This is a genomic window from Rhodococcus sp. IEGM1339 (assembly GCF_050321925.1).
In the GTDB taxonomy this organism is placed as follows: domain Bacteria; phylum Actinomycetota; class Actinomycetes; order Mycobacteriales; family Mycobacteriaceae; genus Rhodococcus; species Rhodococcus pyridinivorans.
Genome location: NZ_JBNQFT010000001.1, coordinates 439,359 through 454,269 on the forward strand (window position 1 = coordinate 439,359; position 14,911 = coordinate 454,269).

The window sequence follows — 14,911 nt, forward strand, 5'->3', positions numbered from 1 at the left end:
CGATCAGGCCGCGCCCTCCCCCAGATAGGGCAGCCAGGTGGGGTGCAACTCGGGCAGGGTGGCGAGCAAGCGCCAGTGCCGGCCCTTGGGCGGATTCGGCACCACACGCAGGGTCCATCCGAGTTCGGTGAGCAGCTTGTCGGCCTTGCGATGGTTGCACGGCGCGCAGCATGCGACGCAGTTCTCCCAGGTGTGCTCGCCGCCTCGGCTGCGCGGCACGACGTGGTCGATCGTCTCGGCCTTGCCACCGCAGTAGGCGCACCGGTTCAGGTCGCGGTACATGAGCGCGGCCCGGGTGAGCGGCACCCGCGCGTGATACGGAACGCGTACATAGTTGCGCAGACGGATCACCGATGGCAGCTGCACGGACCATTCTGCCGACCGCACCAGCGGGGCGAGCGGATCGTCGTGCACGGTATCGGCCTTGCCCCCGGCCATCAGGACCACGGCCCTGCGAGCGGGCAGGGCCGTGAGTGGCTCGTAGGTGGCGTTGAGCAGCAACACTCGACGTTTCAACCAGTCGGGTACCGTCGCGGTGCTGTCGTGCACCACGCGCAGTGTGGTAGCCCCCGGCACCCCTGCAGGGGCGTCCGCGGGCGGGAGTTGTCGATGCGAGCTGCTGCTGTGCTTCATACGACCTCCGAAAAGACTGGGAACAGTGGACCACGGATGCTCCCGAATCGCACCCCGAATCAGCGGACCGGTCCAGGTCGGGCCGGTGAACATCCGGTGACGGTCCCGCCCGGCACGGCTCGTCGGGCGGTGTGCGGTCGGGAGCGGGCACAATGGACGGTCGAGAGGGACGGTGAACGAATACAGATGAGTGACGAGCAGACCTTCTACGAGGCGGTCGGTGGCGCCGAGACGTTCCGCCGGCTCACTGCACGGTTCTACGAGGAGATCGCACGGGACGAGATCGTCCGGCCCCTGTATCCCGAGGAGGATCTCGGTCCGGCCGAACGACGCATGCGGATGTTCCTCGAGCAGTACTGGGGCGGCCCGCGCACCTACTCCGAGGAGCGGGGCCACCCGCGGCTGCGCATGCGTCATCATCCCTTCCGGATCGGGCCGCTCGAGCGCGACGCCTGGTTGCGCTGCATGCACACCGCGATCGCGTCGATCGACGAGAAGACGCTCGACGACGAGCACCGCCGGCAGCTAGTCGACTACATGAACATGGCGGCCGACTCGCTGATGAATTCCCCCATCTGACCGAGGTCGGCGCAGCTCAGCGGCCCAGAATCCGGCGCAGGCGGTCCTCCACCTTCTGGGTGAACCGCGCCGCCGGCGACAGGTGACGACGCAGGACGGCGTGCTTGCGCACGTATTCGGGGACCTCCCACAGAGCGGTGGTCCCGGCTCGGAAGAGCGCCGCGTCCCCGGCACGCAAGGTGCGCGGCTCGGAGTCTGCGGACGAGACGATGACCGAGCCCTCCACGATGTGAACAATCTCGTCGACGCCGAAATGCCAGTCGAAGCGACCGGCCGTGCAGTCCCACACGTGTGTGGTGGTGGTGCGGTCGACGCTGGTCGCCCACAGACCGCTGCGCGCCACGGGCGCGCCCTCGCGGATCCACGCAGGGTCGATCGGGTCGTCGCGCAGCTCCACGTCGTCCAACCGGACCGCGACGATCGATGTCGTACTCATGCCGTTCGTCCTATCATGCGGGCAGGCCCGGACGGAACGGCCACGGCCACGTTCGCCCTGCCTTTCGCCCTGTCGTCTGACACGATGAGTCCCGTGGCCCACCCCGCAGCACCGACCTCCGGACGAGGCGACCCGACGGCGCCGTGGTGGCGCAACGCGGTCTTCTACCAGGTCTATCCCCGCTCGTTCGTCGATGCGAACGGTGACGGCATCGGCGACCTCGCGGGGGTGCGCAGCCGCCTCGGCTATCTCGAACTGCTCGGTGTCGACGCGATCTGGCTCAACCCGGTGATGCGTTCACCGATGGCCGACCACGGCTACGACGTCTCCGATCCTCGCGACATCGACCCGCTGTTCGGGGACATCGCCGATCTCGAAGCGCTGGTCGCCGACGCCCACGCGCGCCGCATCCGGGTGGTGATGGACCTCGTGCCGAACCACGTCAGCGTCGAGCACCGCTGGTTCCGGGCCGCGCTCGAAGCCGGGCCGGGCAGCCGTGAACGCCGGCGCTTCCACTTCCGCGACGGGCGCGAACCGGACGGCAGCGCACCACCGAACAACTGGCCGAGCGTCTTCGGCGGGCCGGCCTGGACCCGCATCACCGAACCCGACGGCACGCCCGGTCAGTGGTATCTGCACGTCTTCGCTCCCGGGCAGCCCGATCTGAACTGGGACGACGAGGAGGTCGTCGAGGACCTCGACAAGACCCTGCGGTTCTGGCTGGACCGGGGCGTGGACGGTTTCCGGATCGACGTGGCCCACGGGATGGCCAAGCCCGCAGATCTTCCCGACCACGAGGGGTGGGAGACCAACGAACTGCTCGGGCACTCCCCCGCCGACCCTCGGTTCAACAATCCCGAGGTGCACGACATCCACCGCCGCATCCGGCGGGTCTTCGACGAGTATCCCGACTCGGTGGCGATCGGTGAGATCTGGGTCGACGACCACGAACGGTTCGCCGAGTACCTGCGCCCGGACGAACTGCATCTCGCCTTCGACTTCCACCTGACGCTGTCGGACTGGGACGCCGACGCCGTCCGCGACGCGATCGAAAAGGGCCTGGCGGCGGTGACGTCGGTACATGCCTCACCGACGTGGACGCTGTCGAACCACGACGTCGACCGCGAGGTCACTCGGTACGGAGGCGGTGAGGTCGGGCTCGCGCGGGCACGCGCGATGATCCTCGTCGCCCTCGCGCTCCCGGGAGCAGTGTTCGTCTACAACGGTGCCGAACTGGGGTTGCCGAACGTCGACCTGCCCGACGAGGTGCTGCAGGATCCGGTCTGGGAGCGATCCGGCCACACCGAGCGCGGACGCGACGGATGCCGCGTGCCGCTGCCGTGGGAGGGCGAAACACCGCCCTTCGGGTTCACCTCCGCCGGGTCCGCGTGGCTGCCCCAGCCGCCGGAGTGGTCGGCGCTCACCGTCGAGAAGCAACTCGAGGATGTGGGCTCGACGCTCTCGCTGTACCGCCAGGCGATCGAGATCCGTACGGAGCGAAGGCGATCCATCAGCACGGAGCTAAGGCGATCCGAGGGCGGTGGGATCGGCTGGTACGGAAGCCCGGCGGGGTGCCTGGCCTTCCGCCGTTCCGACGGCCTGACCTGTGTTCTCAACGCCGGCGACGTCGCGGTCGATCTGCCTCCCGGCGAGGTGCTGCTCGCGAGTGCGCCGCTCACCGGACACGCACTGCCACCGGACACCGCCGCCTGGTTGGCGTGACGCTCCCTCAGAGGACGCTCAGACCGAGCCCCCCGCCGCGGCGCAGATAGACCGACCCGAAGCGGGCGTCGAGGCGCATCCAGGTGGCGGACGCCCGGATCCGGACCACCTCGGCGGGATCGATACCCGTCGAGTCGACGCTGTCACGACCGGAACCCGGCACGAAGCCCATCGCACCGAGCGCGAACACCATGCGCATCGGCACACCCACGGTCGTCCCGGCACCGCTCACCTCGAGAACCTCTTGGGCGAGCAACGACGCCGGCGGTCCCTGCGCGCCGTGCTCGCGGGTGAGCGCGACGCCGCGTTGCGCAAGTGCGACGAGGATCCGTGCCGGCACGTCGTCGACGTGGACGTAGCCGTCGTCGGGTGGAAGTGCGCCGCGCCAGGCGGAATCCATCGCCCAGCCCGGGTCGACCTCGGTGCGCGGTTCGGACCCGGCGAGAAGCGCGGCCCGCAGCGACTCGGCGGCCACGCAGGTGTCGGCCGGAGCCACGGTTCCGCGGACGACGCGTCCGGCGAGCACCTCGAAACCGGTGCGTGTCCACACACCGAGCAATCCGTCGCCGCGGCGGCGCAACCGCACCACGGCAGCCTCGTCGAGACGCGCGGCCCGGGCCAGGAATGCGGCGAGGTCGACGCTGTCGTCGGGGTCGGCGAGCGTCAGGAGGCGCTCTGCGCGTCGGGTCCGGTCGTCGGTCACGTCGGCCTCGTCCCTCGTCAATTGCGGTGCCACCGTCAGTTTCGTTGCCACTGACGCAGGAACTCGCGTTCGTCGTCGCTGAGCCGGCGCAGGCGCTGGGTCTCGATGTCGAACGCCGCGATCTGGGTGGACGCGACCACCGCCGGCGCCGAGTCGACCGGGGCACCGCCCGGCCGCACCTCGTACCCGATCGTGAAGTCGACCGCGCGTACCTTCTCCGTCCACATCAGCACGTCGAGCGGACCGTCGTCGTGACGCAACTGCCCGCGATAGCGGACGTGGAGATCGGCGATGACGGCCCCCTCGCGCAGGTCCCGGGTGGGGCGGCCGTCGGCGAACAGCCACGGGATCCGTGCTTCCTCGAGGAGCGTGACCATCCGCGCGTGATTGATGTGCTGGAAGACGTCCATGTCGGACCACCGCACCATCACCTCGGTGTGGAAACCGAACTGTTCGCCCGCACCGCTCACTCGTTACCTCCGATCGGATGCGCGCGTGCGCACCATGCCCCTGATCTGTCGTGCCGCCACCGAGAGGGTGGCGAGGTCCAGACTTCCAGACGCGAATATCTCGTCGAGCGCCGCCCTCGCACGGACGAGTTTGGAGCCGTTGGACGACTCCCAGTCCTCGATCATCTCCTCGGTCGACTCCCCGGGTTCGGCGCCGGCGAGCACGTCGAGGACGAGCGACCGCAACGAGCCGTACAGGTCTTCGCGCAGCGCGAGGCGTGCCAGCGAATGCCAGCGGTCGCCCCGCTCGAGACCGGAGACCGCCGTGAGCAGGCGGTCGACGCCGAGACGCGCGTCGAGGGCGTAGTAGAGATCGGCGACCTCCGCCTCGTCGCGCTGCTCTATGTCGGCGATGTCGATGACGTCGAGCAGCGGGAACTGGTCGAGGAGCCGGAAGACGACGCCCGTGAGCTCCTCCGGCGCTCCTCGTTCGAGGAGCGGGCGGGTACGACGAAGGAAGTCCTCGGCGTGGTGCCCGCGCATCCAGTCCGCGACCCGCGGTGCGAGACGCGCGAAGGCATCGCGGTAACGGCTGATCTCGGCACCGACCGCGAGGGGCTGCGGTCGCGTGGCGAGGAGCCGGCGCGACGCCCGGTCGAGCACGCGGCGGGATTCGAGCAGCAGGTCGTCCTCGATGTCGACAGGCAGCCCGGCGGCCCGGATCTCGTCCCACAGGGCTGGTAGCCCGAAGATGGTGGTGACGGCGGTGTAGGCGCGGATGGCGTCGGTCGCCGACGCCCCGGCCTCCTCGGCGAGCCGGTAGACGTAGGTGGGGCCGCCGTTGTCGACCGTGGTGTTGGCCAGCATGGTCGCAACGATCTGCCGACGCAGCGGATGCGCCCGGATCCCGGCCCGGAACCGCTCGCGCAGAGCGGGCGGGAAGTAAGCGGGCAGGATCGACGCGAAGGTCTCGTTGTCGGGCAGGTCCGTGGCCAGCAGGTCGTCGACGAGGGCGAGCTTGACGTGGGCGAGGAGCTGCGCCAGCTCCGGCGACGTCAATCCCTCCCCCGCCGCTTCACGACGATCGAACTCGGCCTCATCGGGCAGGGCCTCGAGGCCGCGGTCGAGTCCACGATCGAGTTCCAGGGCTGCGAGCATCCGACGGTGCACCCCCAGCAGGGACGGCGCGACGGCCCGCTCGAGTCCGAGCACGGCGTTCTGCGAGATGTTGTCGGCGAGAACGAGTTCGGCGACGTCGTCGGTCATCGACGCGAGCAGCGGATTGCGGTCCTCCGCCGCGAGTTCGCCGGCGGTCACCATAGCGTCGAGGAGAATCTTGATATTGACCTCGTGGTCGGAGCTGTCGACGCCGGCCGAGTTGTCGATCGCGTCGGTGTTGATCTTTCCGCCGGCGCGCGCGAACTCGATGCGGCCGCGTTGCGTGACACCGAGATTGCCGCCCTCGCCCACGACCCGGGCACGCAGTTCCCGCCCGTCGACGCGCACGCCGTCGTTGCTCTTGTCCCCCACGTCCGCATGGGTTTCCGTCGACGCCTTCACGTAGGTGCCGACACCGCCGTTCCACAACAGGTCGACGGGTGCGCGCAGGATCGCGCGGATCAGTTCGGGCGGTGGGAGTGCGGTGACGTCGTCGGGCAGGTCGAGCACCGCACGCACCTCGGGACCGACGGGCACCGACTTGGCCGTCCGGTCCCACACCCCGCCCCCGGCCGAGACGAGTTCGGTCGAGTAGTCCTTCCACGACGACCGCGGCAGTTCGAACAACCGGCGCCGCTCCTCGAACGACCGCTCCGGATCGGGATCGGGATCGAGGAAGATGTGCCGATGGTCGAAGGCCGCGACGAGCCGGATGTGCCGGCTGAGCAGCATGCCGTTGCCGAAGACGTCACCGCTCATGTCACCGATGCCGACGACGGTGAAATCGTCCGTCTGCGGGTCGGATCCGAGTTCGCGGAAGTGACGCCGGACGCTCTCCCATGCACCGCGCGCGGTGATGCCCATCTCCTTGTGGTCGTAACCGGCGGAGCCACCTGACGCGAACGCGTCGCCGAGCCAGTAGCCGTATTCCGCCGCAACGGAATTCGCGAGGTCGGAGAACGACGCGGTGCCCTTGTCCGCAGCCACCACGAGATACGGGTCGTCGTTGTCGTGACGCACGACCCGCTGCGGCGGGACCGTGTCGTTGCGGGCGGCGTCGAGATTGTCGGTGATGTCGAGCAGACCGGCGATGAAGCACCGGTAGCACCGCTCGCCACGCTCGCGGACGGCGCGCCGGTCCGCCTCGGCGTCACCGGTCGGACGCGGGGCGTGCTTGACGACGAAGCCGCCCTTCGCACCCACGGGCACGATCACCGCGTTCTTCACGGCCTGCGCCTTGGCCAGGCCGAGCACCTCCGTGCGGAAGTCCTCCCGGCGGTCGGACCAGCGCAGACCACCGCGGGCGACGGGACCGAACCGCATGTGGACGCCCTCGACGCCCGGGGCGTAGACGAACACCTCGAAAGCCGGTCGCGGCTGGGGTAGTTCGGCGATCCGTCGCGGATCGAACTTGAGCGACAACGCCCGGCCGTCCGGGCGCTCGTGCCCGATACCGCCGGCCACGTAGAAGTTGGTGCGCAGGGTCGCACGGATCAACGAGAACAGTCCCCGGAGGATGCGGTCGGTGGCCAGGGCGGTCACCTCTGCGATCGTCGTCGTGAGTTCCTCGGCGATCTGCTGTTCGCGTTCGGCGGAGGCGTTCTCCGGATCGAATCGGGACTCGAACAGCCCGACGAGCAGCGCCGCGGTGTGGGGGGCGCCGAGCAGCACACCTTCGATGTTGTACTGGCTGTACGGAAATTCGGTCTGGCGCAAGTACTTCGCGTAGGCGCGGAGAAGCACGACCTGCTTCCAGGTGAGCCCGGCGCGCAGCACGAGCTGGTTGAACCGGTCGGTCTCGACCGCCCCCCGCCAGGCCACGGTGAAGGTGTCGGTGAGACGATCCGCCAGGGTCGGATCGGCCTCCACGATGCCGTGCTCGATGTCCTCGGGCAGACAGAGTCCGAAATCGTATATCCCGCACTCGATTCCGTCCGATCGCGGCAGCCGGTAGGGCCGCTCGTCGACGACCTCGACGCCGAGGCTCTGCAACACCGGGAGGATCCGGCCGAGGGTGACCGTCTCGTCGGCGATGTACAGGGTGAAACGCAACGACAACGGATCGTCGGAACCCGGACGGTACAGGTGCGTGTCGAGATCGCCGGAGTCGAGCGCTTCCAGACGCCGCAGGTCGTCCAGGGCACGTTCGGAGCCGAAGTCCTCCTTGTACGCCTCGGGCACGACCTCGGCGTACCGCTGCACCAGCAACGGATCGAGATCGCCGGTCGCGGCCGCCGCCTCACCGAGCCGATCGGCCCAGTTGCGGGTCACTTCCGCGAGCATCGCCTGGATCCGCAGGCGGTTCTCCTCGGAGGTGTCCACCTCGCGACGTGCGCGCCCGGAGAAACGGATCGTCACGTGCAGCAACGCGAGGTCACGTTCGGAGACCCGCGCGGTGTAGTCGAGTACGCCGCCACCGAACTCGCGCAACAGGATGTCCTGGATCGCCACGCGCACCTTCGTCGTGTAGCGGTCGCGCGGCAGGTAGACGAGGCACGAGATGTACCGCCCGTAGGTGTCGACGCGGACGAACAACCGCACCTGCCTGCGGATGTCGACCACCGCCGTGACGGTCTCGTAGAGGGTGTCGGTGTCCATGGAGAACAGTTCCGCGCGGGGCACCGTCTGCATGATCTCGAGCATCGCCTGGCCGCTGTAGGACGACAGCTCGACCCGCGCCCGCGCGACGACCTCCCGCACCCGGCGCGAGACCACGGGGATGTCGAGGATGTTCTCGTGCAGAGCGGTCACGGTGAGGACACCGAGGAAACGATCCTCCCCGACGAGCGCGCCGTCGGCGTCGAGCCGGGCGACGCCGACGAAGTACGGATAGACGGAACGGTGCACGGTGGCGGGAAGCGCGCCCTGAGTGAGCACGAGCAGCGGGCGGCGGCACGTGCCGACCTCACCGGGCAGGTCGAGCGGGTCCGCGACCGAGGCATCGGTGCGCAGCACTCCCCTGCCGCTGCCGGGCACGGGCGTCGCGCGCACGTTGTCGTCGCCGCCGTCGGGAACGAAGTCGTAGCGCCGGTAGCCGAGAAGAGTGAAGTTCCCGCCGCTCAACCAGCGCAGCAGTTCGGCGGTCTCGGTGAGCTCGTCGGCCGTGTAGTGCGCCGGCGGATCGGCGGCCAGGCCGTCGAGCGCGTCCGCGAGGTCGCGCTGCAGGGCGTGCATCTTCCCGGAGTCCGACGCCACCTGCCGCACATCGGACAGTACACGCCGCAAGCCGTGATCGATCTCCTCGAGCGATTCGTCGTCGACGGGCCCGCGCAACTCGATGTGCATCCACGATTCGGCGACTCCACCCGAGGCCCGTCCGCCTTCGTCGGCCAGGCGCTCGAGGTCGCCCTCGGCGGTGCGGCGCGCAGACAGGACGGGGTGGATGACCGTCGCCACCGAGACACCCAGCCGGGACAGCAGTGCCAGCACCGATTCGACGAGCAGCGGCATGTCGTCGGTGACGATCTGTACGGCGACACCCATGCCCTCGGTGCGGCGCACACCGACGACAGCGGTGCCCGGTGCGCGGCGACGACCGAGACGGACGTGCTCGAGCGCGGCCGCGCCGTGGTCCGTGGTGAACTCTCCGGAGCCCTGATAGATCCGCTCGAGGACCGCCTCGGGAGAGGCATCGCTGTCCGTTGCATTTGTCTGCACCACAGCCGGGTCGGCCATCGACACCCTTCCTGCTCTGTCAGGCGGATACTCCGCGCGCCGCGGACGGACTCGTGATCGAGCTTATCCGCGGCGCGCAGTCGGGGGGTCGGAACCGGCGGGTCGGGTAACAGCCGGGCCGGTCGACAGGATGTACCCGCTCAGCCGGTGGGCGTGACGGCGCGGTGCCGGTCGAGCACCGCCCGTACCTCGTCTGTCAACGGCTGCGACGTGTCGGTCTCGGGATCGAAGCCGACGAGCACGGTGTCGGCGACCGCGCACACCACGCCGTCCCGGTCGAGGATCGTCTGACGCACCGTGAACGAGCTCGTGCCGAGACGAAGCACCGTCGTCTCGACCTCGATCGGCGCCGAGGAATCCTTGATCGGACGCAGGAACTCGACGTCCATCTTCCGGAGCACGACGGCATCGCGGGCCGGCAGCTCGCTCCGGAAGAACTTGATGCGCCCTTCCTGCAGGTACTCCACGACCTTGGCGTTGTTGACGTGCCCGAGCCGATCGGAGTCGCCCCAGCGCACCTCGACCGGGCACCGGTAGGGCCGGTGGCCGTTGCGCTCAGTCACGCGTGAGCTTCCGGTGCGTGACGCGGTGCGGACGTGCCGCATCGGCTCCGAGACGCTCGATCTTGTTCGCCTCGTAGGCCTCGAAGTTGCCCTCGAACCAGAACCACTTGCCCTCTTCGACGTTGCCCTCCCACGCCAGGATGTGGGTACAGGTGCGGTCGAGGAACCAGCGGTCGTGGGAGATCACGACGGCGCAACCCGGGAACTGCTGCAGCGCGTTCTCGAGCGACGACAGGGTCTCGACGTCGAGGTCGTTGGTCGGCTCGTCGAGGAGGATCAGGTTGCCGCCCTCCTTGAGCGTGAGCGCCAGGTTCAGGCGGTTGCGCTCACCACCGGAGAGCACACCGGCCGGCTTCTGCTGGTCGGGACCCTTGAACCCGAACGCGCTCACATACGCGCGCGACGGCATCTCGTTCTGCCCGACCTCGATGAAGTCGAGACCGTCGGAGACCACCTCGAAGACCGTCTTCTTCGGGTCGATGTTCGCGCGGTTCTGGTCGACGTAACTCAGCTTGACCGTGTCGCCCACCTTGACGGTGCCGCTGTCGGGCTCCTCGAGACCGACGATGGTCTTGAACAGCGTGGTCTTGCCGACGCCGTTGGGACCGATGACACCGACGATGCCGTTGCGCGGCAGCGTGAACGACAGGTCCTTGATCAGGACACGGCCGTCGAAGCCCTTGTCGAGGTGCTCGACCTCGACAACGACGTTGCCCAGACGCGGCGGCGTCGGGATCTGGATCTCCTCGAAGTCGAGCTTGCGGTACTTCTCGGCCTCGGCTGCCATCTCCTCGTAGCGGGCCAGACGCGCCTTGTTCTTCGTCTGCCGTGCCTTGGCACCGGAGCGGACCCACTCGAGTTCCTCGCGGAGCCGCTTCTGCAGCTTCTGGTCCTTCTTGCCCTGGACCTCGAGACGCTCGGCCTTCTTCTCCAGGTAGGTGGAGTAGTTGCCCTCGTAGGGATGCAGCTTGCCGCGGTCGACCTCGCAGATCCACTGCGCGACGTGATCGAGGAAGTACCGGTCGTGGGTGACGGCCAGCACGGCCCCCGGGTAGGACGCGAGGAACTGCTCGAGCCACAGCACCGACTCGGCGTCGAGGTGGTTGGTGGGCTCGTCGAGGAGCAGCAGGTCGGGCTTGCTCAGCAGCAGCTTGCACAGCGCGACACGGCGGCGCTCACCACCGGAGAGGTGGGTGACGGGCTCGTCCGGCGGAGGGCAGCGCAGTGCGTCCATGGCCTGCTCGAGCTGCGAGTCGAGATCCCACGCGTTGGCGTGGTCGAGCTCCTCCTGGAGCTTGCCCATCTCCTCCATCAGCTCGTCGGAGTAGTCGGTGGCCATGAGCTCGGCGATCTCGTTGAACCGGTCGAGCTTGACCTTGATGTCGCCGAGGCCCTCCTCGACGTTCTCCCGGACCGTCTTCTCCTCGTTGAGGGGCGGCTCCTGCTGGAGGATGCCGACGGTGGCCTCCGGATCGAGGAAGGCCTCGCCGTTGCTGGGCTGATCGAGCCCGGCCATGATCTTGAGAATCGACGACTTGCCCGCGCCGTTGGGTCCGACGACGCCGATCTTCGCGCCGTGGTAGAAGCTCATGGTGACGTCATCGAGGATGACCTTGTCACCGTGCGCCTTGCGCACCTTCTTCATCGTGTAAATGAACTCCGCCATGACCACCAGCGTATCGGTCGACGGTCGATAACCCATATCGTGCGACCACGGGATGCCCGGGCCGCGCCCGCGTCAGCGCCGCAGCAGCTCCGCGACGAAGCCTGTCGTGTCGGGCAGCGACGCGAACATCGTCTCCGAGTGCCCTGTCGAATACGTCCGGAACTGCGCGTTCGCGCCCCCGGCCCACAGGTCCCCGATCAGTTCGAACGCGAGCGGCGCGGGCACCGTCGTATCGCGCAGACCCTGCGCGAGGAACAGTGGCCGGTCGTAACCACGGGTCGGCACCGCGACATAGTCGGTGAAGGCGGCGCGGAACCGGTCGTCGCTCAGCGGACGGGCAAGGACCTCGCCGATGCCGATCTCGCCGTAGCGGTCCATCAGCTCGTCGTAACAGAGTCGCTCGGCGGCGTCGACCACCTCGCGACCGAGGGGAGTGAGGTATCCGTCGACGTCCAGGGAAGGATCGGCGTCGCGCAGACCCGCGAAGATGTAGGCGGCGAACGCCGTGAGCCCGTCGAGACCGAGGTCGGGGAAGCCCGGGAATCCGAGCGGGAACAGGTACTCGAGGTTGGACGGGGCGCCGGTCGTGAGTGTCCCGCGAAAGTCCAGTTCGGGCGCGCGGGAGGTCGCAGCGTGCGCGGTGTGTAGACCGGTGTGCCCACCCTGCGACTGGCCGATCACGACCCAGCGGTCGGACAGCGACGGTTCGACAGCGCGTCCCGCCCGCACGATGTCGATGACGCTGTTCGCGGCGCTCTGCCCGTCCAGATAGCGGTGCAGCCCGCCCGACCCGAGGCCCGGATAGTCGGCTGCCACGACGGCATAGCCCTGCCCGAGCCAGTGGTCGAGATAGGCAGTGTCGCGCGGTGTGCGCGGCAACCGCGAGGGCGCGCACGAATCGTCGAGACCGACGGTCCCGTGGGCCCATGCGACGACGGGCCACCCGCCCTCGGGCGGCGTGCCGGGAGGGACGAACAGTGCCCCGGTCGCCGTGGTCGGGGTGCCGTCGCGCCACTGCGTGGTGTAGGCGAGGACGCGAGCCGAGGACGCCCCGGGCAGGGACGATTCCGGGTCGAGCGTGGCGACCTCGACAACCTTTCCCGGCGCCGGGTTCGCGCCCACCGCGGGAGGTGACACGACGGTCGTCAGCAGTGCCAGAGCACCGGCGAGCAGCAGGGCGGGGACGTGCGTGGTACGGGTCACGCCGAGGACGATACGGACCGTCCGGCCGCGGCGTCCGTATTCGTCCGATTAGCCGCGGCGCGACAGGATGTGCACGTCGGATCGGCGCGGCTAGCGGCTTTCGCGGTCGCGGCGCGCCAGCTCGGCGAACATCGCGTTGTGTGCCGCGAGATCGGCGTCGTCGTCGCGTTCGGCGGCCCGGTCGACACGTCGCGCCGTGCGCCGGTCGCTGCGCGACCACTGGACGAGCAGGGCGAGCATCACGAGCACGAGCGGGATCTCGCCGGCCGACCATGCGATGCTGCCGCCGACCTTCTGATCGGAGAACAGGTCGTAGTTCCACGGTAGTGCCAGGCCGCGGTAGTAGCTCTCGGCCATCACCGTGCCCATGCTCATGAGGGTCACGCCGAAGAAGGCGTGGAACGGGAGCGAGCCGAAGACCATCGCCAGCTTCGTCACGGGCTGCAGGTCGCGTGGCGACGGGTCGACGCCGATCACCACCCAGTAGAACAGGTAGCCGCTGAGCAGGAAGTGCAGGTTCATCAGGACGTGGGCGGTGTGACTGTCGATGAACGCGGTGAAGATCCCTCCGAGATACAACGCGTAGAAACCGCCGACGAACATCACCGATGCGACGATCGGATGCGTGAAGAAGCGCGACAGCGGGCTGTGCAAGAACTCGAGGATCCATTCGCGTGGTCCGGGAGGGGCGTTGCGGCCGGCCGGCTTGAACGCACGCAGGGCGAGGGTCATCGCCCCGCCGAGCGCAAGGAGCACCGGGGCGAGCATCGACAGAGCCATGTGCGCGCCCATGTGCACGCTGAACATCGCCGGCGAGTACATCCCGACGCCCGAACTGGTGGCGACGAACAGCACGAAGCAACCCGAGAACCAGGCGATCGACCGGCCGACCGGCCACGAGTCGCCGCGCTTGCGCAGCGTCCACAGACCGACGGCGTAGGCGGCGGCGAACACGAGAGCAGCCGTGCCGAAGATCAGGTCGAAGCGCCACTGGCCGAAGAACAGGCTCACGAACGACGGCGGTACGTCGAGCTGGTAGCCGAGCTCGACCTCCTGGATCGTCGGTACCGAGGCCGGCGGCGGCGGGGGCGTGCGGCCGAGTCCCACGGCCAGGCCGATGGTCGCGGCGAGGACGAACGCCTCGGCGAGGGTGAACCGGACGAGAGCGGACCGGCTCGTGGGGTCGGCCTCGAGGGCCGGAAGCGCCCGGCGTCGCTGGGCCCAGCCGAAGATGCCGAGCAGGACCAGCGCGACGGTCTTCGCGAGCAGCAAACCGCCGTAGGTGGTGGTCGTCAGGTCGTCGAACGACATGCGGACCGCGGCGTTGATCACGCCGCTGACAGCCATCACGACGAACGCGAGTCCGGCGACGAAGGAGAACCGCCGGGCGGCGACATCGGTGTGCTCCCCTCCCCGCATCGAATGGGCGAGCAGCGCGAACAACCCGCCGGCCCAGACGGACGCCGCGCCGAGGTGCAGCACGAGGCTGTTGGTCGCCATATCGTGCGAACCACCCGACGAGGAGTGCCCGGTCAGGGCGATCGGCATGAGGGCGACGAACGACAGCAGCAACAGATACGGCGTCCACGACCAGCGCACTGCGAGCCGGATCAGCAGCGCGGTGATCAGCGCGAGCACGGTCGTCCAGGCCCAGGCCAGCGCGACCTCCACCTGACCGAGCGCCGAGAACAGGTTCTCCGGACGGATGGCCTCACTCAGCGGACTGCCGGAAGTGTCGGACAAGGTCAGCGGCACCATCAGCGCCGCTGTCACGGCCCACACCGTCGCCGCGACGCCCGCCGTCCGCACGGCACGATAACCGCCGACGTCGAGTACCCCGCTCCGCTGCGGGGGCACGAGGAAGGCGGCGAAGAACAGCGAGCCGATCGTGATGACCGTCGCGATCTCGGAGATCGCGCGGACCGCCGGGAGACCGTAGGTGGTGAGCGGACCGGGATCGGGGATGCCGAGCAACACCAGAGCCTGCGCAGCGGACAGTCCGACCGCGAACGCCGCGACGAGGGCGGCGAGGAGGCCGAAGAGAATCAGCAGTGCCGGCGGGTTTCCCCTCATGGGGGCGGGCGCCGGAGGCTGCGCGGGAGACGCGAGCTCGGATGTTGCCAT

The 14,911-nt window shown here is 68.9% G+C and carries 11 protein-coding genes; 2 read left to right on the forward strand and 9 right to left on the reverse strand.

Features of this window, described 5'->3' with window-relative positions; translation table 11 throughout:
- Positions 1–3: 3 nt before the first annotated feature.
- Positions 4–633, reverse strand: coding sequence for an HNH endonuclease (locus ACQR3U_RS02110; RefSeq protein WP_230809567.1), 630 nt, complete (start codon positions 631–633; stop codon positions 4–6).
- A gap of 186 nt (positions 634–819) precedes the next feature.
- Between ACQR3U_RS02110 and ACQR3U_RS02115 the strand changes: the two genes are divergently transcribed.
- Entirely contained in the window at positions 820–1,212 is a 393-nt protein-coding gene (locus tag ACQR3U_RS02115; RefSeq protein ID WP_230809568.1) for a globin, read from the forward strand.
- Positions 1,213–1,228: 16 nt separating this feature from the next.
- On the opposite strand, the gene ACQR3U_RS02120 is transcribed toward ACQR3U_RS02115, so the two are convergent.
- Entirely contained in the window at positions 1,229–1,648 is a 420-nt protein-coding gene (locus tag ACQR3U_RS02120) for a cupin domain-containing protein (RefSeq protein ID WP_230809569.1), read from the reverse strand.
- Between the two features lie 84 nt (positions 1,649–1,732).
- Between ACQR3U_RS02120 and ACQR3U_RS02125 the strand changes: the two genes are divergently transcribed.
- Positions 1,733–3,370 carry a glycoside hydrolase family 13 protein gene (locus ACQR3U_RS02125; RefSeq protein WP_372477498.1) on the forward strand — a complete coding sequence of 546 codons (1,638 nt, stop codon included), beginning with the start codon at positions 1,733–1,735 and terminating at the stop codon, positions 3,368–3,370.
- A gap of 7 nt (positions 3,371–3,377) precedes the next feature.
- On the opposite strand, the gene ACQR3U_RS02130 is transcribed toward ACQR3U_RS02125, so the two are convergent.
- From ACQR3U_RS02130 to ACQR3U_RS02160, 7 genes are all read right to left on the reverse strand, one after another.
- Positions 3,378–4,073 carry a hypothetical protein gene (locus ACQR3U_RS02130; RefSeq protein WP_230809571.1) on the reverse strand — a complete coding sequence of 232 codons (696 nt, stop codon included), beginning with the start codon at positions 4,071–4,073 and terminating at the stop codon, positions 3,378–3,380.
- Positions 4,074–4,108: 35 nt separating this feature from the next.
- Complete coding sequence (locus tag ACQR3U_RS02135) at positions 4,109–4,543, reverse strand: acyl-CoA thioesterase (protein WP_016691845.1); 435 nt, start codon at positions 4,541–4,543, stop codon at positions 4,109–4,111.
- A 3-nt stretch (positions 4,544–4,546) separates the two neighbouring features.
- On the reverse strand, positions 4,547–9,355 hold the full coding sequence (locus tag ACQR3U_RS02140; RefSeq protein WP_230809572.1) for an NAD-glutamate dehydrogenase: 4,809 nt from the start codon (positions 9,353–9,355) through the stop codon (positions 4,547–4,549).
- Positions 9,356–9,495: 140 nt separating this feature from the next.
- Positions 9,496–9,918, reverse strand: a complete 423-nt coding sequence (locus tag ACQR3U_RS02145) for an acyl-CoA thioesterase (RefSeq protein WP_019289031.1) — start codon at positions 9,916–9,918, stop codon at positions 9,496–9,498.
- On the reverse strand, positions 9,911–11,584 hold the full coding sequence (gene ettA / locus ACQR3U_RS02150; protein WP_230809573.1) for an energy-dependent translational throttle protein EttA: 1,674 nt from the start codon (positions 11,582–11,584) through the stop codon (positions 9,911–9,913). Before ettA ends, ACQR3U_RS02145 begins: the two co-directional genes overlap by 8 nt.
- Before the next feature lie 72 nt (positions 11,585–11,656).
- Positions 11,657–12,787 (reverse strand): lipase family protein, encoded by a 1,131-nt coding sequence (locus tag ACQR3U_RS02155; RefSeq protein ID WP_372477499.1) that lies wholly within the window; start codon positions 12,785–12,787, stop codon positions 11,657–11,659.
- Positions 12,788–12,877: 90 nt separating this feature from the next.
- A complete protein-coding gene (locus tag ACQR3U_RS02160) occupies positions 12,878–14,911 on the reverse strand; it encodes a cytochrome c oxidase assembly protein (protein ID WP_230809574.1) in 2,034 nt (677 codons plus the stop codon).